This window comes from Kitasatospora sp. NPDC043950 (assembly GCF_056435345.1).
Genome location: NZ_JBWKER010000006.1, coordinates 2,161 through 22,243, shown reverse-complemented (window position 1 = coordinate 22,243; position 20,083 = coordinate 2,161). Strand labels below are relative to the sequence as shown.

Sequence of the window (20,083 nt, the reverse complement as noted above, 5' to 3'; positions counted from 1 at the left end):
CGAGGGGACCACCACCGTGAACCACACCGCCCACCACACCGCCCACGCCGTCCGCCGCCTGGCCGTCGCCGAGGCCCGCCTGTTCCTCCGCGACCCGCTGACCGCCTTGTTCAGCCTCGCCTTCCCCGTCGTGCTGTTCCTCGTCCTCGGCTCCGTCCCGGCCCTGCGCAAGACCTCGCCCGACATGCACGGCATGAGCACCATCCAGCTGTACGCGCCGATCCTGGCCGTCTTCACCCTGCTGCTGCTCGGCCTCAACGGCCTGCCCTCGCTGCTCGCCACCTACCGCGAACGCGGCGTGCTGCGCCGGATGTCCGCCAGCCCCGTCCGCCCGTCGCTGCTGTTCGGCGCGCTGCTGCCGCTGTACCTGGGCGTCGCCGTCGTCTCGGTGCTGCTGGTGGTGGCGGCCGGACCGCTGCTCGGGGTGTCGCTGCCGCGCCGGCCGCTGGGGTTCCTGCTGGCCTTCCTGCTGGCCGCCGCCGCGCTGCTGTCGGTCGGCCTGCTGCTCGCCGCGGTCGTCCCGTCCGCCAAGGCCGGCAACGCGGTCGGCGCGCTGGCCTTCTTCCCGATGATGTTCTTCTCCGGGATCTGGCTGCCGCGCGAGTTCTCGCCGGCCCTGCTCAACCGGATCGGCGACTTCACCCCCAGCGGCGCCGCCGTCCAGACCCTGCAGGACGCCTGGTCCGGGCGCTTCCCGCACGCCGTGGGCCTGCTCACACTCGCGGCGTACGCGGTGCTCGCGGGGGCCGCGGCTGCCAGGCTGTTCCGGTGGGAATGATCATGCGGCCACCGGCCGACGAGAGCGCGCTCGGCGACTGGTTGGACCGGTTGGACCGGCTGATCGGCCCGTTCTGCTTCGTCGCCCTGCTGCTCGCCACCGCTCTGGCCCTGCTGGTCCCCGTCCCGACCGCGCGCTCCGCGGCCGCCACCCTCCCGGTGGCGGCCGCCGCGTTCCTGTGGCTGGTCCTGCGCTCGGTGCTCGACCGCATGCCGGGGCCGGACGGCCGCGCCCGGTACGCCGGCGCCCACTTCGCCGTCCTGCTGGCGCTGACCACCGTGCTGGTGCTGGACAACCCGATCTTCGGCTTCTTCGCCTTCACCGGCTACCTGCACGCCGCCCAGTACCTGTGGGGCCGGGTCCGGATGGCGGGCGCGGCCGCGGCCACCGTTCCCACCTCGCTCTCCCAGGTCGGCGGGGCCCTGCCCGACAGCCCGGCGGAGTTCGGCGGACTGCTGACCGTCGTCGCCTTCAACCTGATGGTGGTCGGGTTGCTGTTCGCGCTCCGCGAGGTCGCCGACCGGCTGAGCGCCCGCCGCAAGGCCGCCAACGCCGAACTCGCCGAGGCCAACCGGCTGCTCACCGAGACCCTCGCCGAGAACGCCGGACTGCATGCCCAACTCCTCGTCCAGGCCCGGGAGGCCGGGGCCGCGGACGAGCGCCGCCGGCTCGCCCGGGAGATCCACGACACCGTCGCCCAGGGCCTGGCCGGGATCGTCACCCAGCTCCAGGCCGCCGACCAGACCCGTGCCCAGGACGCCGCGGCCGCCGAGCGGCACCAGGCGAACGCGGCGGCCCTCGCCCGGGAGAGCCTGACCCAGGCCCGCCGGGCCGTCCACGCGCTGCGCCCGATCGAGCTGGAGCGGGCCGCGCTGCCGGAGGCGCTGGCGGAGCTGGTCGAGCAGTGGCGGGAGCGCAACGGCGCCGCCGCCGGGCTGACCGTCACCGGCGAGGCCCGCCCGCTGCACCCCGAGGTCGAGGTGACCCTGCTGCGGATCGCCCAGGAGTCGCTGGCCAACGCCGCCAAGTACGCGCGGGCCTCCCGGGTCGGCGTCACCCTCTCGTACATGCCCGACCTGGTCACCCTGGACGTCCGGGACGACGGCGTCGGCTTCGACCCGGCCGCCGAGCCCGCCTCCCGGGCCACCGGCGGCGGCTACGGCCTGGACGTGATGCGCCGCCGCGTGCAGCGCCTGGCCGGGCGGCTCGACCTGGAGACCGAACCGGGCGCCGGCACGACCGTGTCCGCGACCCTGCCGGCGATCAGCATGGAGGAGTAGAACCGTGAGCGACGCGACGACGATCAGACTGCTGTTGGTGGACGACCACCCGGTGGTCCGGGACGGGCTGCGCGGGATGTTCACCGCCGCCCCCGGCTTCGAGGTGGTCGGCGAGGCCGGGGACGGCGCCGAGGCACTGGTCCTGGTCGCCGCACTGCGCCCGGACGTGGTGCTGATGGACCTGCGGATGCCGCGGATGGACGGCGTCACCGCGATCCGCGAGATGGCCGAACGCGGCCTGCCAGGGCGGGTCCTGGTGCTCACCACCTACGACACCGACGCCGACGTGCTGCCCGCCGTCCGGGCCGGCGCCACCGGCTACCTGCTCAAGGACGCGGCCCGGGAGGAACTGTTCCACGCCGTCCGGGAGGCCGCCCGCGGCGCCTCGGTGATCGCGCCGACCGTCGCCGCCAAGCTGCTCGGCCAGGTCCGCGCGCCCGTGCGGGAGCCGCTCAGCCCGCGCGAGCTGGAGGTGCTGGAACTGGTCGCCTCCGGGGCCACCAACCGGGAGGCCGCGGCCCGGCTGTTCATCAGCGAGGCCACCGTGAAGACCCACCTGATCCACGTCTACGCCAAGCTCGACGTCAAGGACCGCGCCTCCGCCGTCGCCGCCGCCTACAACCTGGGGCTGCTCACCCCGACCGGCCGGTCGTAAGCTGGCCGGATGCTCGAACCCGCCCTGTTGCCGACCCCGCTGGTGGACTGCACCGACGAGGTGTTCGCGCGGGCCGGGGTTGAGCTGAGGCTCAAACGGGACGACCTGCTGCACCCGAGCGTCCCGGGCAACAAGTGGCGCAAGCTCGCGCCCAACCTGGCGGCCGCCGTCGCCCAGGGCCACACCCGGCTGCTGACCTTCGGCGGGGCGTACTCCACCCACCTGCGGGCGGTCGCGGCCGCCGCCGGGGCGCTCGGCCTGGAGAGCGTCGGGCTGGTCCGCGGCGAGGAACTGGCCGACCGGCCGCGCAACTGGTCGCTGCGGGCGGCCGAACGGGCCGGGATGCGGCTGGAGTTCCTGACCCGCGCCGAGTACCGGGAGGCCACCGGCCGCGCCGACGCCGGTCCCACGGCCGGTCCGCAGGGGCGCTGGGGCCCCTGCCTGGTGCTCCCGGAGGGCGGTTCCAACGCGCTGGCGGTGACCGGCGCGGCGGCGATCCCGGCCGAACTGCCCGACCTGGGCGGGCACGACGTGGTCTGCTGCCCGGTCGGCACCGGCGGCACCCTGGCGGGCATCGCGGCCGGCCTGCCGCCGGGCGCGCGGGCGCTCGGCGTGGCCGTGCTGCGCGGCGGCGAGGGCTACCTGGAGGGCGAGGTCACCCGGCTCCACCGGGCCGCCCTCGGCCGGGAGTTCGACAACTGGCGGATCGACCACGCGCACCACGGCGGCGGCTACGGCAAGGTCCCGGCCGAACTGGCCGCCTTCGCCGAGCGGTTCGAAGCCCGCCACGGCATCCCGCTGGAACGCCGCTACGTGGCCAAACTGCTGGCTGCGCTGACCGGCCTGGCCGCCGCCGGAGCCTTCCCCCGCGGCACCCGGCTCACCGCCGTCGTCACCGGCCTGCCCGACCCGGAGTAGACCCGGCGCCCGAGTGGGCCCGGAGCCGGAGCGGGCAGGCCCCGGACGGGCTCATCCGAAGGTCAGGTCGGCGCACGGGTCGGTGTCGGCGCCGCGGGTGTTCTCCGCTATGCCGGTGGGCACCCCGCTGGGCACGCCGCTCGGGTCGGTGGTGGCGGGGGCGGAGGGCTTCGCGCCGGGGCCGCTGCCGACCGCGTCCAGCTTGGTGGCGGGGCTTGGGCGGTAGTCGCGGCCCAGGGTGACGGTGATGCCCTCGGAGCCCGGCTCCTCGACCGCGCGCGACCCCGGGAAGAGCGCGGACACCTGGTCGGCGGCGGCCTTCAGGGCCGGGTCGTAGCTGATCTCGGTCTGCAGCCGTCCGCCGGCGGGCTTGCCGAGCGTGACGTTCTGGAAGCCCCGGGCCCGCAGCGCCTCCCCGCCGGAGGTGGACAGGCCGGGGGTGCCGACGCCGTTGACCACCAGCACGGGAGCCGCGGCCTGCTCGGGCGTGAGCGGCGCGGACGGGCCGGGGGCGGCTCCCGGGGTCGCGCCGTCGGGGCCGGGGGCGGTGGGGGAGGGCGCCGGGGTGTCGGTGCCGGAGGTGCTCTGGCCGTCCAGGGTGCGGTCCTCGCGCAGCAGCCGCCACAGCGTGTTGGCGTCCGGCTGGACGAGCTGGACGCGCTCGCCGGCGAAGCGCCAGGGCGCGGTCACGAAGGTGATGTCGGACAGCTTGATGTCCTGGAGCGAGCGGGCGAAGTCCACCAGCTTCATCGCGGTGCCCAGCCCCTCGTCCACGGTGAGCGAGCGGGTGGCCGCGTCGGCGAGCGGGAGCAGCGTGGGCAGGGAGAAGCCCTGGCCCTGCACCTTCTTGATCATCGAGGAGACGAAGGCCTGCTGACGCTTCATCCGCCCGATGTCGGAGTTGTCGCCGAAGCCGTAGCGGGCCCGCAGGTAGTCCACGGCGGGCTGGCCGGAGAGCTTCTGCATGCCCTTCCGGAGGTGTATGCCGTGCGAGTCGACGTTGTTGGGGACGCAGACGTCCACGCCGTTGATGGCGTCGGCCATCGCGGCGGCGCCCTTGAAGTCGACCACGATGGTGTGGTCGATCCGCAGCCCGGTGAGCGTCTCGACGGTGTTCTGCGTGCAGGCGGGGTTGCCCTTGGGGAACTCGCCTATGGTGAAGGCCGAGTTGAACATCTGGTTGTTCCGGGGCGTGGTCCAGGTGCCGCTCGGCAGCTTGCAGGACGGGATGGTGACCAGGGTGTCCCGGGGTATGGAGACGCCGACGGCGTGCTTGTGGTCGGCGTAGACGTGCACCAGCATCGCGGTGTCGGAGTGGCCGACGCCCTCGTCGCCGCCGCCGATCGCGCTGTTGCCGTCGTCGCGGGTGTCCGAGCCGAGCACCAGGATGTTCACCGGCAGTTGGGCGCCGGGGGTGACCGGGGCGGGCGCGGGCGGGCGCTCGGTGGCGACGCCGCCCGGGTCGAAGGTGGTGATGTTGTTGTCCAGCCGGTGGTAGAACCAGGCCCCGGCGCCCACGACGGACAGCACCAGCACGGCGGCCAGGCCGATGGCTGTCCGCAGGTAGCGGCGCCTGCGCGTGCTGCTGCCCATCCTCCGTGTCCCCCCGTCTTTCCGTCTCTCGTGTTCGATGTTCGAACATTAGACGTTTCGACGGGCGGTTCGGTTACCTCCGGCGGTGGCCCGGATTTGGCTCCGGGGCTGTGATGCTGATCACGCCCCGGGGCCGGCGGCGCCGGTGACCATCCGGCGGAGCAGGTCGCGCAGGACGGCCCGCTCGTCCTGGCCGAGGGCGGCCAGCGGCTCGCGGGCGAAGTTCAGCGATTCGCGCAGTTCCTCGGAGGCGGTGGCGCCGGTGCCGGTGGCGGCGACCAGCTTGACCCGGCGGTCCTGCCGGTCGGCCTCCCGGGTGACGAAGCCGCGGGCTTCGAGCCGGTCGACGATGCCGGTGATGTTGGACGGCTCGCAGCTGAGCGTCTGGGCGATCTGGCGCATCGGCATGGGGCCGCGGCGCAGCAGGGCGAGCACCTTGGCCTGGGCGCCGGTGAGCGAGCGGGCGGCGGCCGCCTCCTCGTACTCGCGATGGAACAGCGCGACCAGGTTGGCCATCAGGTCGACGACCTCGCGGGTGATCTCGTCGGACTGCGGCGTGGCGGCCTGGGTCGACTGGGTGTCCATGTCCGAGAGTCTACCTGAAAAGTTGACAACATGAACCTTTCATGCCCATCGTTACTTCAGTAGCTCAACCTTTCATGCATCGGAACCACCTAAGGAGCTCCTCCCATGGCAGAGCAGGCCGCACCCGCGACCGCCCGTGAATGGCACCTCGCCGCCCGCCCCCAGGGCTGGCCGGTGCCGACCGACTTCGCCCTGGTCGAGGCCCCGGTCCGGACCCCGGGCCCGGGCGAGATCCTGGTCCGCAACGCCTTCCTCTCGGTGGACCCGTACATGCGGGGCCGGATGAACGACGTGAAGTCCTACGCCCCGCCGTTCCGGCTCGGCGAGGCCATGGAGGGCGGCGCGGTCGGCCACGTGGTCGCCTCCGGGGCCGAGGGCTTCGCCCCGGGCGACGCCGTCCTGCACGGCCTCGGCTGGCGCGAGTACGCCACCCTGGACGCCCGCCACGCGGTCAAGGTCGACCCGGCCGCCGCCCCGCTCTCCGCCTACCTCGGCGTGCTCGGCATGCCCGGCCTGACCGCCTACGCCGGGCTGCTCGCCGTCGGCGGCCTCAAGAAGGGCGACAAGGTCTTCGTCTCCGGCGCGGCCGGCGCGGTCGGCAGCATGGTCGGCCAGATCGCCAAGCTCAAGGGCGCCTCGCTGGTGGTCGGTTCGGCCGGCTCGGCGGAGAAGGTCGCCAAGCTGGTGGACGTCTACGGCTACGACGCCGCCTTCAACTACAAGGACGCCCCGGTCCACGAGCAGCTGGCGCAGGCTGCCCCCGACGGCATCGACCTCTACTTCGACAACGTCGGCGGGGACCACCTGGAGGCCGCGATCGGCGCGCTCACCGTGCACGGCCGCGCCGTGCTCTGTGGCGCGATCGCCCAGTACAACGACACCACCGCCCCCGCCGCCCCGCGCAACCTGGCGCTCGCGATCGGCAAGCGGCTGCGCCTGGAGGGCATGCTGGTCAGCGACCACGCGGCGCTGCAGTCGCAGTTCGTCGCCGACGTGGCCGGCTGGCTGACGTCCGGCGAACTGCGCCACGAGGAGACCGTGGTGGACGGTTTCGAGCGCACCGCGGACGCCTTCCTCGACCTGCTGCGCGGCGTCAACACCGGCAAGATGGTGGTCCGCCTGGACGGCTGACCCTTCGTCAGCTCGCCGACCGCCCCGCCGCCCCCCATCGGGCGTGCGGGGCGGTTTGCGTACGGGCGCGGGGGAATCGGTCGCACTACCGCATTCCGGCCGGATCCGAAAGTGCGTCATCCACGGTGCGGGGCGGCGCGGTACGGTGGGTCCCGCCTGGCGATGGGGCCGTTCGGGGGAGAGATCCGGCCGAGGGGTAGACCTCGTTGAGGATTCGACTAGCATTGAGCGAAAGCCTGTCCGTTTTGCTCAATTTAGTAGCTTAATGTCGGCTAACGTGGGTAACTGTGGATCAACTGCAGGCACGAGGCAGCTGGGGAAGGCGACCCTCGTCCACAGCCTGGAGGTCCCGGTGACGACACGTGGAGTTCTCTACATCCACTCCGCGCCCCGCGCGCTGTGCCCGCACGTCGAGTGGGCCGTCGCGGGGGTGCTGGGTGTGCGGGTGAGCCTGGACTGGATCCGCCAGCCGGCCTCGCCCGGACACTGGCGTGCCGAGCTTTCCTGGCAAGGGGAGCCCGGTACGGCCTCGAAGGTCGCCTCCGCGCTGCGCGGCTGGCAGCTGATGCGGTACGAGGTCACCAGTGAGCCCTGCGCCACGGCGGAGGGGGAGCGGTACAGCAGCACGCCCTCGCTCGGCATCTTCCACGCCGTCACGGGCATCCACGGCGACATCCTGATCCCCGAGGACCGGCTGCGCGCCGTCCTGCTGCGGGCCCGCAGCGAGGGGGCCGACCTGGAGGCCGAGATCTCCCGGCTGCTGGGCAAGCCCTGGGACGACGAGTTGGAGCCGTTCCGCTACGCGGGCGAGGGCGCACCGGTGCGCTGGCTGCACCAGGTGGTCTGAGCCGGCGGGCCCACGACGCGGCGCATGAAGAGGGGCCGGCGAGCGCCGGCCCCTCTCGGTGCGTTCGGACCCGGTGCGTACCGGGTGGGAGTGCGGACTACCGGGAGCGGAAGGCCAGCACCACGTTGTGGCCGCCGAAGCCGAACGAGTTGTTCAGCGCCGCGATCCGGCCCTCGGGCAGCGGGCGGGCCTCGCCGCGCACGATGTCCGCGTCCACGTCGTCGTCCAGCTCGTCGACGTTGATGGTCGGCGGGGCGATCCGGTGGTACAGGGCCAGCACGGTGGCGACGGTCTCGATGCCGCCGGCGCCGCCCAGCAGGTGGCCGGTCATCGACTTGGTGGCCGAGATGGCGATGTGGTCGAGGTCGTCGCCGAGCTCCTTGCGCAGCGCCTTCAGCTCGGCGGTGTCACCCTGCGGGGTCGAGGTGGCGTGCGCGTTGACGTGCACGATCTCGGCCTTGTCCAGGGTGTTGCGCTCGAACAGGTCGGCCAGTGCGCGGGCCACGCCGGCGCCGGTCGGCTCGGGCTGGGCGATGTGGTGGGCGTCCGAGGACAGGCCCTGGCCCACGGCCTCGCAGTAGATCCGGGCGCCGCGCGCCTCGGCGTGCTCGACCGACTCCAGCACGACCACGCCGGCGCCCTCGCCCAGCACGAAGCCGTCCCGGCCCTTGTCGTACGGGCGGGAGGCGCGCTCGGGGTCGTCGTTGTTCTTGGACATCGCCATCATGTTGGCGAACGCGGCGATCGGCAGCGGGTGGATCGCCGCCTCGGTGCCGCCGGCCACCACGACGTCGGCGCGGCCGGTGCGGATCATCTCGATCGCGTAGCCGATCGCCTCGGCGCCGGAGGCGCAGGCGGAGACGGGGGTGTGCACACCCGCGCGGGCGCCGACCTCCAGACCGACGTTGGCCGCCGGGGAGTTGGGCATCAGCATCGGGACGGTGTGCGGGGAGACCTTGCGGGCGCCCTTCTCCTTCAGCACGTCGTACTGGTCGAGCAGGGTGGTCACGCCGCCGATGCCGGAGGCGATGACGGTGCCGAGGCGCTCGGGGGCGAGCTTGGAGGAGTCGTCGGTGGCCGGCGTCTCGTAGCCGGCGTCGGCCCAGGCCTCACGGGCGGCGATCAGCGCGAACTGCGCCGAGCGGTCCAGCTTGCGGGCCAGCGGCCGGGGGAGGATCTCGCCCGGCTCGACGGCCGTGCGGGCGGCGATCTTGACGGGCAGCTCGGCGGCCCACTCCTCGGTCAGGGCCGCCACTCCGGAGCGCCCTGCGACCAGGTTCTCCCAGGTGGTGGCGGCGTCGCCGCCCAGCGGCGTGAAGGCGCCGATACCCGTGACGACCACGGTACGGTTTTCAGCGGTCACTGGTTCTTCTTCTCTCACGATCGTGGGGTCGGCGGCGAGCCGAGGAAGGGCCCGGCCGGGCGCCCGGTGGGGCGTCCCGGCCGGCGGGTCGGCCGGGCTCGGGGGAGCCGGGCCGACGAGTCAGCCGTCCGAGGCGTCGAGAACGCCGGACGTGCTGGACGGATCGAACGGGTCGATCGGTCAGGCGGCGGCGTTGGTGAGGATGTAGTTCACCGCGTCGCCGACGGTCTTCAGGTTCTTGACCTCGTCGTCCGGGATCTTGACGTCGAAGCGCTCCTCGGCGGCCACGACGACCTCGACCATGGACAGCGAGTCGACGTCCAGGTCGTCCGTGAAGGACTTGTCCTCCTGGACGTCCTCGGTCGGGATACCGGCGATCTCGTTGACGATCTCGGCGAGACCTTCCAGGACCTCGGCCTTGTCCTTAGCCATACTGGCTGCTCCTCTTCGGTGTTGAACGCGTCCGACCGGCGGCCGGACGCAGGCTTTGCGGAATGAGTGGGGCGAAACGCGCCTAGGGGAGCGTAACGACTGCCGCGGCGTACACGAGACCCGCCCCGAAGCCGATGATCAGCGCGAGGTCGCCGCTGCGGGCCTCGCCGCTCTCCAGCATGCGCTCCATCGCCAGCGGGATGGAGGCCGCGGAGGTGTTGCCGGTCTCGGCGATGTCGCGGGCGACCGGCACCGAGTCGGGCAGCTTGAGTGCCTTGATCATGGCGTCGGTGATGCGCATGTTGGCCTGGTGCGGGATGAACGCGCCGAGCTGGTCGGCGGTGACCCCGGCGGCGTCCAGCGCCTGCTGGGCCACCTTGGCCATCTCCCACACCGCCCAGCGGAAGACCGGCTGGCCGTCCATCCGCAGGGCCGGCCACTTGGCCTCCTCGCCCACGCCGTTGACGGCGTCGGGCTTGGCGAAGGCGGTGTCCCAGGCCTGGGTCTGCGAGATGACGTCGGACTGCGAGCCGTCCGAGCCCCAGATCAGCTTGCCGATACCGGGCGTGTCGGACGGGCCGACGACCGCGGCGCCGGCGCCGTCGCCGAAGATGAACGCGGTCGAGCGGTCCGACTGGTCGGTCAGGTCGCTCAGCCGCTCGACGCCGATCACCAGCACGTACTCGGCGTTGCCGCCGCGGATCATGCCGTCGGCCAGGCCCAGGCCGTAGCCGAAGCCCGCGCAGGCGGCCGAGATGTCGAAGGCCGGGGCGGTGCCGCAGCCGAGCCGCTCGGCGATCTCGGTGGCGATCGCCGGGGTCTGCTTGAGGTGCGAGACGGTCGCGACGATCACGCCGCCGATCTGGTCCGGGGTGATCCCGGCCTGGGCGATGGCCTTGCCGGAGGCCTGCACCGACATCTCGGCGACGCTCTCCTCCGGGCCGGCCCAGCGGCGCTCGGCGATCCCGCTGCGGGTGCGGATCCACTCGTCCGAGGAGTCGATCCACTCCAGCACCTCGGCGTTGGGGATCACCCGGACCGGGCGGTAGCCGCCCACGCCGAGGATGCGCGCGTACTGCGCGCCCTCGGACGGGCGGATCTGCGGGTTCGTCATGCCTGGGTCTCCTGATCCTGACCGCCGTGCTCCGCGACGAGCGCGCGGGCCTTGTCCAGGTCGGCGGGGGTCTTGAGGGCAAGCGTCGCCACACCCTTGAGGTTGCGCTTGACCAGTCCGGTGAGGGTGCCCGCGGGGGACAGCTCGATGACGGCGGTCGCGCCCAGCTGCCCGAGGGTCTCCATGCAGAGGTCCCAGCGGACCGGGTTGGAGACCTGCGACACCAGGCGGGTGAGCACCTCGGCGCCGGAGGCCACGACCTCGCCGTCCTTGTTGGAGACGTAGCGGACCTGCGGGTCGGCCACGGTCAGCGTCGGGGCCAGCGCGGCCAGCCGCTCGACACCCGGGGCCATGTGCTCGGTGTGGAAGGCGCCGGCCACCTTCAGGGCGACCAGCTTGGCACCGGCCGGCGGGTCCGCCTTCAGCGTCTCCAGCTGGGCCAGCGTGCCGGCGGCGACGATCTGGCCGCCGCCGTTGTTGTTGGCCGCGGTCAGGCCGTGCTCGGCCAGCTTCGCCGCGACGACCTCCGGGTCGCCGCCGAGCACGGCGATCATGCCGGTCTCGGTGACGGCGGCGGCCGCGGCCATCGCCCGGCCGCGCTCGCGGACGAAGGTCAGCGCGTCGTGCGCGCTCAGCACTCCGGCGCCGGCGGCGGCGGTGATCTCGCCGACGCTGTGGCCGGCCACGGCGCCGACCAGCTTGCGGGCGACGTCCTCGTCCGGGAACAGCTCACGGGCGGTCATCAGACCGGCCGCGACCAGCAGCGGCTGGGCGACGGCGGTGTCCTTGATCTCCTCTGCGGAGGCCTCGGTCCCGGCGTGCACCAGGTCGAGCCCGGCGACCTCCGACCAGCCGCGGAGGCGGTCGGCGACACCGTCCAGCTCCAGCCAGGGGCTGAGGAAACCGGGGGACTGGGCACCCTGTCCAGGGGCGACGATTACGAGCACGGTTCAACCCTCTCTCGCCAGGCGCCCAGGGGCGGGTAGGCGACGGTAACGAAGAAAACCATCCGGGATTGTAAGGTCCCTACAGGCGGTTCAGCTCGGCTCCCCGGCCGCGGTGAGTCGGCCGAGGGCGAGTGCGATCCGCAGCGTGAACGCCGAACGCACGTCGGACGGGGCGTACCCCGTGACGTCGGTCACACGTCGTAGCCGGTAGCGCACCGTGTTGGGGTGGACGAAGAGCATCCGGGCGGCGCCCTCCAGCGAGGAGGCCTGCTCCAGGTAGACGCTCAGCGTCTCCAGCAGCGCCGAGCCGGCTTCGTCCAGCGGTGTGTAGATCTCCTCCACCAGCTGGCGGCGGGCGGCCTGGTCGCCGGCCAGCGCGCGCTCGGGCAGCAGGTCGTCGGCCAGCACCGGGCGGGGCGCGTCCGGCCAGGCGGCGCAGGCACGCAGGCCGGCCGCGGCGGCGTGCGCCGAGCGGGTCGCCGAGAGCAGGTCCGGCACGGTCGGGCCGACCACCACCGGGCCCGGCGCGAACTGGCCGATCAGCGCCCGGGCCGCGTGCACCGGCTCCTTGTCGCCGCCGACCACGACCACCAGGCGCTTGCCCAGCACCCCGGTCAGCACGTGCAGCTTGGCGTACCGGGCGGCCCGGCGGATCGCCTCGACCACCAGCTCGCTGTCGCCGTCCGGCGCGCTGCCCATCACCACCCGGACCTGGCTGGGCTGGCCCCAGCCGAGCGCCGCGGCCCGCGACAGCACGCCCTCGTCCGCGTCGCCGGACAGCAGCGAGTTGACCACCAGCGCCTCCAGCCGGGCGTCCCAGGCGCCGCGCGCCTCGGCCGCCTGGGCGTACACCTGGGCCGTCGCGAAGGCGATCTCCCGGGCGTAGACCAGCACCGACTCGCGCATGTCCGCCTCGTCGCCGGGGGCGGCCACCTCCTCGATGGCCTCCTCCATCACCTCGATCGTGGTGCGGATCAGCTCGACGGTCTGGCGCAGGGTGATCGCCCTGGTCAGCTCGCGCGGGGCGGTGCCGAAGACGTCCGTGGAGATCGCCTGGGCGGCGTCCGGGTGGCGGTACCACTCGGTGAAGGCGGCGATGCCGGCCTGGGCGACCAGGCCGATCCAGGAGCGGTGCTCCGGCGGCATCCGCCGGTACCAGCCGAGCTGGTCGTCCATCCGGGAGATCGCGGCGGTGGCCAGCTTGCCCGAGGACTTCTCCAGCCGCTTGAGCGTCGCGGCCCGGCGCTCGGCCCGCTCGGCGGCGATTCTGCGCTCCTGCGCGGTGAGGCGGGGCGCCGCCCGGCCGGGGCGGTCGCGGCCGGCCCTGGGGGCCGGGCTCTTCCCGGTCGGCTCGGCCGTGGGACTGGGTTCGCTCTTGGAGTTCGCGGAAGCGGCTGGCACAAGGACAAGACTGCCTCACGTGAGTGACTGCTCGTGCACACCCCCCGGTGCAGCGGCACGGTGGTGCCGGTCACACCCACTACCGTGGGGCCCGTGACAGACGACGCCGCCCGCCCCCGCGCCGACCTGCGCCGCACCGCCGAGCGCTACCTCTCCACCCCGGCCGAGGGCGTCGAGACCCGACACGCGTTCTCCTTCTCCGGCCACTACGACCCGAAGAACACGCACTTCGGCGCGCTGCTCGCGTGCAACGAGGAACTCCTCGCCCCCGGCGCCGGGTACGAGGAGCACAAGCACCGGGACACCGAGATCGTCACCTGGGTGCTGGAGGGCGCGCTGGCGCACCGGGACTCCCGGGGGCACGGCGGGGTGGTCCGCCCGGGGATGGTCCAGCACCTCGGCGCGGGCTCCGGCGTCACCCACACCGAGCGCAACGTCGGCGGGGCCGCCGGCCCGGTCCGCTTCGTCCAGATGTGGCTCCAGCCGGACGTGTTCGACGCGCCCCCGGCGTACGGGCTGCGCAAGGTGGAACCGGTCGACGGCGGGTTGACGCTGCTCGCCTCCGGGCTGGAGCGCGACGCCGGGACGGACGCCCTGCGGCTGCGCCGCGGCGACGCCGCGCTCTGGCTGGCGACGGCGGGGCCGTGGCAGCCGCTGCCCGCACTGCCCGAGGCCGCCTGGCGGTACGCGCACCTGACCGCCGGCTCGCTGGGCTACCGGACGATCCCGGGGCCCAAGGGCGGCGGCCGCTCGATGGCCCCGGGCGACAGCGTGCGGATCACCGGCGACGCCTTCGCCGACCCGACGGCCGGCGAGACCGGCGCCGAACTCCTGCTCTGGGAGATGCACTCGCCGGTCTCGTACGGCTAGGGGCTGTCCTTTCAGCCTTCGAGTCGTTCAGCTGTTCAGTTCGGCCAGGACCGCGTCCGAGCAGGCCGGCCAGGCCTCGGCGGCCCACGGGCCGAAGTCCCGGTCGGTGAGCGCGACGCAGGCCACGCCGGCCTCCGGGTCGACCCACAGGAAGGTGCCGGACTGGCCGAAGTGGCCGAAGGTGGCGGGCGAGTTGGCGGTGCCCGTCCAGTGCGGGGCCTTGCCGTCGCGGATCTCGAAGCCGAGACCCCAGTCGTTCGGCCGGCGGTGGCCGTAGCCGGGCAGCACGCCGCTGGTGCCGGGGAAGGCGACCTCGCGGGTGGCCTGCCGGACGGTGGACGGGTCCAGCAGCTTCGGGGACTGGAGCTCGGCGGCGAACCGGACCAGGTCCGCGACGGTGGACAGGCCGCCGGCGCCGGCCGGGGACCTGTGCGCGGTGTTCAGCAGGGTGTCGTGCATGCCCAGCGGCTCGAACACCGCCTCGGCGGCGTACCGGGAGAACTCGATCCCGGCGGCGTCGGACAGCGCCCGCGCCAGCGCGTCGAAGCCCGCGTTGGAGTACAGCCGGCGGTTGCCGGGCTCGGCGAACACCCGGTCCTCGTCGAAGCCCAGGCCGGAGGTGTGCGCGAGCAGGTGGCGTACGGTCGAGCCGGCCGGCCCGGCCGGGTCGTCCAGCTCGAAGACGCCCTCCTCGACCGCGACCAGCACCGCGTACGAGGTGAGCAGCTTGGTCACCGACGCCAGCGGGAACAGGTGCTGCTGCGGCCCGTACGTGCCCAGCACCGCGCCGTCCGCCCCCCGGACCACCGCCGCCGCGGCATGGGGCACCGGCCAGTTCTCGATCATCCGCAAGCTCTCCATGCGCCCGACTCTAACGAAGGCCCGAAAACGGGTGGCGGGAGCACCCGGGTGCGAGGCTTGCTTGGAGTGCACTCCAACTCGATAGCGTCGTCGTCACCGCTCACCACAGGGGGTAACCGCTCATGGCCACGCTCGCACCCGTCCAGCTCGACCTGCGGACCTGCGCCGACGTGTACCAGCGCCCGGTCGGCGATCCGGACCGGACCCCGCGGCACACCATCAGCGAGGTCGCCGTGGCCAGCGGGCTCACCGCCCACACCCTGCGCTGGTACGAGCGGATCGGCCTGCTCGACCCGGTCGACCGCTCCACCAGCGGCCAGCGCCGCTACTGCGACGCCGACCTGCACCGGCTGGCCTTCCTGGGCCGGCTGCGGCTGACCGGCATGCCGATCGCCGACATGCTCCGCTACGTGGAGCTGGCCCGCGAGGGTGAGCGGACCTACGAGGCGCGGCGCCAACTGCTGGTCGACCAGCGCGAGGAGGTCCGCCAGCGGGTCGCCGACCTCCAGGCCACCCTCGCCGTCCTCGACTACAAGATCGACCTGTACTCCGGCCGGATCGCCGCGTCCGACGAACCGGCCGTCTGCCGCCACGAGTAGCCACCATCAGCACGCCGCACGCGGAGTACACCGCAGCGGAGTGCACCGCACGCAGAGGAAGAAGCAGAGCGATGACCGTCTCCGTCCTCCCCACCGTCCAGCTCGGCACCGACGGCCCGTTCGTGGGCGTCCAGGGCCTCGGCTGCATGGGCATGAGCGACTTCTACGGCCCGACCGACCGGCCCGAGGCGCTCGCCACCCTGGACGCCGCCCTGGAAGCCGGCGTCACCCTGTTCGACACCGCCGACGCCTACGGCTTCGGCCGCAACGAGGAGCTGATCGGCCCCTTCGTCCGCGCCAACCGCGACCGGGTGGTGCTCGCCACCAAGTTCGCCCTCGAGCGCACGGAGGACGACCCGGGCCGCCGCAGCATCCGCAACGACCCGGCGTACATCCGGGCCGCCGTGGACGCCTCGCTGCGCCGCCTCGGCGTGGACGAGATCGACCTCTACTACATGCACCGCCGCGACCCGGCCGTGCCGCTGGCCGACTCGGTCGGCACCATGGCCGAGCTGGTCCGGGCCGGCAAGGTGCGCCGGCTGGGACTGTCCGAGGTGACGGGCGCCGAACTGCGGGAGGCGTACGCGATCCACCCGATCGCCGCACTGCAGTCCGAGTGGTCGGTGTTCGCCCGGGACGTCGAGCGTACGGCGGTGCCGGCCGCGGCCGAACTGGGCGTCGCCTTCGTGCCGTACTCGCCGCTCGGCCGGGGCTTCCTGACCGGGGCGTTCCAGGCCGCCGAGCAGCTCGCGGCGGACGACGTCCGGCGCACCCAGCCGCGCTTCACCGGCGCCAACGCGGCGGCCAACGCCGAACTCCTGGCGCCGCTGCGGGAGATCGCGACGGCCCGCGGGGTGACCCTCGCGCAGGTCGCGCTGGCCTGGGTGCACCAGCGGGCCGAGGTGCACGGGCTCACGGTCGTGCCGATCCCCGGCACCCGCAAGCGCAGCCGGCTCGCCGAGAACACCGCGGCCGCCACGCTGCGGCTCACCGCCGAGGAACTGGCCCGGCTGGAGCCGGTGGCGGGCGAGGTCGCCGGGGACCGCTACCCGGACATGCGCCTCACCCAGGTCGGCCGGGAGTAGCGGCGGCCGGGGAGCGGCCGCCCGGGCCGCTCCCCCTCCCGTCCCGGGTGCCTTCTCAGACCTCCCGGCCGAGCCAGGCGGCCAGCCGGGTGTGCACGTCGGCGTCCGGGGCGACCGGCCGCACCTCGCCGAACGGGACCGGTCCGCCGCGGTGCTCGGCCGACAGGACGGCCTGGGCGACGGCCAACGCGGCGTGCGCCAGGGCGTCGTCCAGCGGCTGCCGGGAGCCGAGCGCCCGGGCGATGTCCCAGGTGTGCGCGACCGTCTCCATCAGGTAGCCGCCGACCGCGACCCGGCCGGGCACCACGCCCCAGGGTGCGTGGGTCGGGCGGTCCAGCGCGGCGTCGTCCGACCAGGCCGCGACGGCCCGGGCGCGGGCCCGGTCCAGCGCGCCCGGCCAGGCGTCGTCCGCCAGGTCCCCGGTGGCGGCGACGACGTCCTCGGCCCGGCCGCCCTCGCCCAGGTAGGCGAACCGGTGGATGCCGCCGACCACGTGGCTCAGCAGCTCCCGCAGGGTGAACGCGCTGCACGGGGTGGGCCGGTCGAGGGCGCCCGGGGTGATCTCGGCGAACAGCTTCTCCAACTGGCCGAGGGCGAGCAGGTACTGCGGGCGGGCGTCCTGGACGGAGTTCACGTGGAATCAGCTCCCTGGGGTGGTGCGGGCTTTCGGGCTCGAACGGCAATCTCCCAGTAAAACCTGACAACCGCCGTCAGGATTGCTGGGATTCTGCTGCCATGAAGGCCGACCGCCTGCTCTCCATCCTGCTCCTGCTCCAGACCCGCGGCAGGGTGCCCGCCACCGAACTGGCCGGGCGCCTGGAGGTGTCCGTCCGCACCATCTACCGCGACGTGGAGTCGCTCTCCGTCGCCGGCGTGCCGGTGTTCACCGAACGCGGCCGGCACGGGGGCATCAGCCTGCTGCCCGGCTACCGCACCGACGTCACCGGACTGACCGCGGACGAGGCCCGGGCGCTGTTCGTGCTCTCCGCCCAGGGCGCGCACAGTGACCTCGGGCTGGACGGCGCGCTCGGCTCGGCGCTGCGCAAGGTGATGGCCGCGCTGCCGGCCCCGCACCGCCCGGCCGCCGAGCGCATCACCGAGCGGATCCTGGTCGACCCGGCCCGCTGGCTGCAGAGCGGCCCGGCGGCCGGCGCCGCGACCGGCCCCGAACTGGGCGAGCTGCAGTACGCGGTGTTCGCCGACCGGCGGCTGCGGCTGCGCTACCGGCACAGCGGCACGCCCGCGCCGGTGGAGTACACCGTGGACCCGTACGGGCTGGTGAGCAAGGCCGCGGTCTGGTACCTGGTGGCCGATCTGCACGGCGAGCCCCGGCTGTTCCGGGCCGACCGGGTGCTGGCCGCCGAGACCACCGAGGAGGCGGTGCGCCGCCGCCCCGGAGTGGGGCTCGGGGATGCCTGGGCGGTGCTGCGCGAGCAGGTGGAGCGGCTGCCGAAGGAACTGCCGGTCCGGGTGCGGGTGCGGCGCGGGCGGCTGGACATGTTCGTCCGCATCCACGGCGGCCGGGTCACCGCGCCGCCGCCGGAGGCGGGCGCCGGGCCGGCCGAGGAGTGGGTCGAGGTGGCGATGGTCTTCCCGGCGCCGGCGGCCGTCCGCGCGCTGCTCGCCTTCGGCGCGGACGCCGAGGTGCTGGCCCCGCCCGCCGCCCGCCGCGAGCTGGCCCGGGCGGCGGCGGACGCGCTGCGCCTCTACCAGGACTAGGAGTAGGTCGGGCTCTAGGAGTTCGGGGCGGGCCGGACGACGTCCTGGTAGTGGCCGAGCGAGATCGCCGCGAAGTTGTGCAGGCTGTCGGTGCCCTCGGTGAAGTAGCCGTTGTGGCCGGCCGCGCGGGCCGAGGAGATCTGCTCGGCGCCGAAGCCGCCGGCGGTCGGGTCGGCGCCGTGGCCGAGGCCGCCGACCTCCAGGTACGGGACGTTGCCGATCCAGTCGGTGGGGTTGCGGGTGGCCCAGACGTGCACGCCGGCGCCCAGCTCGCTGGTGCTCTGCACGCCCATGCCGGGGCTGCCGAACACCATCAGGTCGGTGATCCCGGAGGTGTCGGAGGGGGAGGCGGCCGCGCGCGGGATCTCGGGGGCGGCGTTGCCGCAGACCACGGAGCCGTACGAGTGGCAGAGCAGGGCCGGGGGTGCGTCCGGCCGGGTGGTCTCCTTGAGCCCGGCGAGCAGCCGCTGCAGCCGGGGCGCGCCGACGTCGGCGAGCCGGGAGGTGACGGCGTCCGGGCCGAGGCCGGACGGGGTGACGTAGCCGGTCCAGGCGATCACCGCGGTGCGGGTGTTCGGCGCCTGCCGCTGCTCCTCGGTGTACAGGGCGCGGGCCATGCCGGCCGGGGAGCGCAGCGGTTCGGCGGCCTGGTCGAAGTGGCCGAGGTCGGCGTCCGAGCCGGGGACGACGACGGAGATCCGCTCGGCGTCGGCGAGGTCGCCCCACACCTCGGTGATCAGGCCGCGGCCGCGCGGGTCGAAGGCGAGGATCTGCCGGTCGGGGCCGAGCAGGTGCTCGACGTCGTTGGCGCGGGAGACGGCCAGCTCGCGGGTGTCGGCGTCGAGCTTGTGGTCGGCGCCGCGGGCCCGGGCGCTGTCGCGTTCGGCGGCCAGCGCGATCTTGTTGGCGCGGTAGCGCAGGTCCAGCGGGGCGCCGTCGAAGTTGCCGACGACCAGCGGGTAGTCCCGGATCAGCCGGTCCAGCTCGGTGGGGGCGAGCGAGGCGAAGAACGCGGCGGCGGCGGCCGGGGTGGTGGTGGCCGGGTCGGGCAGGGTGCGGTCGAAGCTGTGGTCCTGGACCCAGGCGGCGCTGCCGGCCGGGGGTGTGGAGATCGCCAGCTGCTCGGTGGAGGCGGCCGCCTGGGCCGCCGCGGCGCCGGCGTCGGCGAGCACGGCACAGCCCGCGAACGCCCCGATCAGTACCCGCTTCCAGCGCCGACGGTTGCGCACCGCACCAACTCCCTTAGGGCCCGTCACCGTTTCTCGGGCGGTGCCCGGAGGGTGCGACAAGACTGCCTGCTTCCCTGCGCAAGCGTAGGGCGCCCGGAGAGGCGACGCGCCCGCCCAAACTGTGGGATGGCTCACATGAACCGGCGGTGTCGTTTCAGCGTCACAGAGCGGCCCGCACGTCGAATTCGCGCACCATCCGCTTGGGCGCCGTGCGCCGCCAGGCCTCGACGACGAGGTCGCGCAGCTCCTCCGGATCGACCAGGTCCAGCTGGACGCTCACCCAGCCGTGCCGCCCGACGTACGGCGCGCTGGAGAACACCTCGGGCTCGGCGGCGAGCAGTTCGGACTGGTCCTCGGGGGAGGCCTTGACGGTGACGGACCGGCCCCCGGGCGCGCCCATCGCGAAGATCCGGCCGCGGATCCGCAGGGTCTCGATGTCCCAGGTCGGCTCCTGTGCGGCCTCCGGCAGGGCGAGCGCCATCGCGCGGAACTCCTCGAACGTCACCATGCCCGCAGCGTAGGGCAGGGGACCGACAGCGCGCGGGCCCGGGCAGGGGGCTCGGAGGGGGGGGGGGGGGGGGGGGGGTCGCGGTCCCCACCCCCCCCCCCCCCTCCCCCCCCTCCCCCCCCCCCCCCTTCCTGCCCGGACTGGTCGAAAACCCCCCCACGGGAGGGC

Annotated in this window: 21 protein-coding genes; 10 read left to right on the top strand and 11 right to left on the bottom strand. The window is 74.0% G+C overall.

Going from position 1 to position 20,083, the window contains the following annotated elements:
• Positions 1-16: 16 nt before the first annotated feature.
• From AC07BF_RS05830 to AC07BF_RS05815, 4 genes are read left to right on the top strand one after another with little or no spacing between them, the layout of a single operon-like run.
• The gene (locus tag AC07BF_RS05830; protein WP_363629267.1) at positions 17-778 is read left to right on the top strand and encodes an ABC transporter permease; all 762 of its coding nucleotides are present in this window, start codon (positions 17-19) and stop codon (positions 776-778) included.
• A complete protein-coding gene (locus AC07BF_RS05825) occupies positions 775-2,058 on the top strand; it encodes a sensor histidine kinase (RefSeq protein WP_400805691.1) in 1,284 nt (427 codons plus the stop codon). Before AC07BF_RS05830 ends, AC07BF_RS05825 begins: the two co-directional genes overlap by 4 nt.
• 4 nt (positions 2,059-2,062) lie before the next feature.
• Positions 2,063-2,713: a response regulator transcription factor gene (locus tag AC07BF_RS05820; protein WP_363586305.1), complete on the top strand. Its 651-nt coding sequence runs from the start codon at positions 2,063-2,065 to the stop codon at positions 2,711-2,713.
• Positions 2,714-2,722: 9 nt separating this feature from the next.
• Complete coding sequence (locus AC07BF_RS05815; RefSeq protein ID WP_363586304.1) at positions 2,723-3,631, top strand: 1-aminocyclopropane-1-carboxylate deaminase/D-cysteine desulfhydrase; 909 nt, start codon at positions 2,723-2,725, stop codon at positions 3,629-3,631.
• A gap of 51 nt (positions 3,632-3,682) precedes the next feature.
• Here AC07BF_RS05815 and AC07BF_RS05810 read toward each other — a convergent pair whose 3' ends face one another.
• Both AC07BF_RS05810 and AC07BF_RS05805 read right to left on the bottom strand, forming a co-directional pair.
• Entirely contained in the window at positions 3,683-5,224 is a 1,542-nt protein-coding gene (locus tag AC07BF_RS05810; RefSeq protein ID WP_478333018.1) for an LCP family protein, read from the bottom strand.
• A gap of 120 nt (positions 5,225-5,344) precedes the next feature.
• Entirely contained in the window at positions 5,345-5,809 is a 465-nt protein-coding gene (locus AC07BF_RS05805) for a MarR family winged helix-turn-helix transcriptional regulator (protein ID WP_363586302.1), read from the bottom strand.
• Between the two features lie 105 nt (positions 5,810-5,914).
• Between AC07BF_RS05805 and AC07BF_RS05800 the strand changes: the two genes are divergently transcribed.
• Positions 5,915-6,940, top strand: a complete 1,026-nt coding sequence (locus tag AC07BF_RS05800) for an NADP-dependent oxidoreductase (RefSeq protein WP_363586301.1) — start codon at positions 5,915-5,917, stop codon at positions 6,938-6,940.
• Positions 6,941-7,292: 352 nt separating this feature from the next.
• A complete protein-coding gene (locus AC07BF_RS05795) occupies positions 7,293-7,787 on the top strand; it encodes a DUF3145 domain-containing protein (protein ID WP_063347462.1) in 495 nt (164 codons plus the stop codon).
• Between the two features lie 97 nt (positions 7,788-7,884).
• Here the strand turns inward: AC07BF_RS05795 and fabF are convergent, their stop codons facing one another.
• From fabF to AC07BF_RS05770, 5 genes are all read right to left on the bottom strand, one after another.
• Complete coding sequence (gene fabF / locus AC07BF_RS05790) at positions 7,885-9,150, bottom strand: beta-ketoacyl-ACP synthase II (RefSeq protein WP_363586300.1); 1,266 nt, start codon at positions 9,148-9,150, stop codon at positions 7,885-7,887.
• A gap of 180 nt (positions 9,151-9,330) precedes the next feature.
• A complete protein-coding gene (locus AC07BF_RS05785) occupies positions 9,331-9,582 on the bottom strand; it encodes an acyl carrier protein (protein WP_363586299.1) in 252 nt (83 codons plus the stop codon).
• Positions 9,583-9,664: 82 nt separating this feature from the next.
• Positions 9,665-10,696, bottom strand: coding sequence for a beta-ketoacyl-ACP synthase III (locus AC07BF_RS05780; protein WP_363586298.1), 1,032 nt, complete (start codon positions 10,694-10,696; stop codon positions 9,665-9,667).
• Positions 10,693-11,643, bottom strand: a complete 951-nt coding sequence (locus AC07BF_RS05775) for an ACP S-malonyltransferase (protein WP_063347458.1) — start codon at positions 11,641-11,643, stop codon at positions 10,693-10,695. Before AC07BF_RS05775 ends, AC07BF_RS05780 begins: the two co-directional genes overlap by 4 nt.
• 90 nt (positions 11,644-11,733) lie before the next feature.
• Positions 11,734-12,909 carry a PucR family transcriptional regulator gene (locus AC07BF_RS05770; RefSeq protein WP_063347457.1) on the bottom strand — a complete coding sequence of 392 codons (1,176 nt, stop codon included), beginning with the start codon at positions 12,907-12,909 and terminating at the stop codon, positions 11,734-11,736.
• 228 nt (positions 12,910-13,137) lie between these two features.
• Here AC07BF_RS05770 and AC07BF_RS05765 point away from each other — a divergent pair, with 228 nt between their 5' ends.
• Positions 13,138-13,914 (top strand): pirin family protein, encoded by a 777-nt coding sequence (locus AC07BF_RS05765; protein ID WP_363586297.1) that lies wholly within the window; start codon positions 13,138-13,140, stop codon positions 13,912-13,914.
• Between the two features lie 27 nt (positions 13,915-13,941).
• Here AC07BF_RS05765 and AC07BF_RS05760 read toward each other — a convergent pair whose 3' ends face one another.
• A complete protein-coding gene (locus AC07BF_RS05760) occupies positions 13,942-14,775 on the bottom strand; it encodes a serine hydrolase domain-containing protein (protein WP_400985190.1) in 834 nt (277 codons plus the stop codon).
• 122 nt (positions 14,776-14,897) lie between these two features.
• Between AC07BF_RS05760 and AC07BF_RS05755 the strand changes: the two genes are divergently transcribed.
• Together AC07BF_RS05755 and AC07BF_RS05750 are read left to right on the top strand one after the other, a co-directional pair.
• A complete protein-coding gene (locus AC07BF_RS05755) occupies positions 14,898-15,374 on the top strand; it encodes a MerR family transcriptional regulator (RefSeq protein WP_363586295.1) in 477 nt (158 codons plus the stop codon).
• A 71-nt stretch (positions 15,375-15,445) separates the two neighbouring features.
• Positions 15,446-16,459, top strand: coding sequence for an aldo/keto reductase (locus tag AC07BF_RS05750; RefSeq protein WP_363586294.1), 1,014 nt, complete (start codon positions 15,446-15,448; stop codon positions 16,457-16,459).
• Positions 16,460-16,514: 55 nt separating this feature from the next.
• Here AC07BF_RS05750 and AC07BF_RS05745 read toward each other — a convergent pair whose 3' ends face one another.
• Positions 16,515-17,093, bottom strand: a complete 579-nt coding sequence (locus tag AC07BF_RS05745) for a TIGR03086 family metal-binding protein (protein ID WP_363629273.1) — start codon at positions 17,091-17,093, stop codon at positions 16,515-16,517.
• Positions 17,094-17,194: 101 nt separating this feature from the next.
• Between AC07BF_RS05745 and AC07BF_RS05740 the strand changes: the two genes are divergently transcribed.
• On the top strand, positions 17,195-18,178 hold the full coding sequence (locus AC07BF_RS05740; RefSeq protein ID WP_363586292.1) for a helix-turn-helix transcriptional regulator: 984 nt from the start codon (positions 17,195-17,197) through the stop codon (positions 18,176-18,178).
• 14 nt (positions 18,179-18,192) lie between these two features.
• On the opposite strand, the gene AC07BF_RS05735 is transcribed toward AC07BF_RS05740, so the two are convergent.
• On the bottom strand, positions 18,193-19,407 hold the full coding sequence (locus AC07BF_RS05735) for an alpha/beta hydrolase (protein ID WP_363586291.1): 1,215 nt from the start codon (positions 19,405-19,407) through the stop codon (positions 18,193-18,195).
• A 160-nt stretch (positions 19,408-19,567) separates the two neighbouring features.
• Complete coding sequence (locus AC07BF_RS05730) at positions 19,568-19,915, bottom strand: MmcQ/YjbR family DNA-binding protein (RefSeq protein ID WP_363586290.1); 348 nt, start codon at positions 19,913-19,915, stop codon at positions 19,568-19,570.
• Positions 19,916-20,083 lie beyond the last annotated feature (168 nt).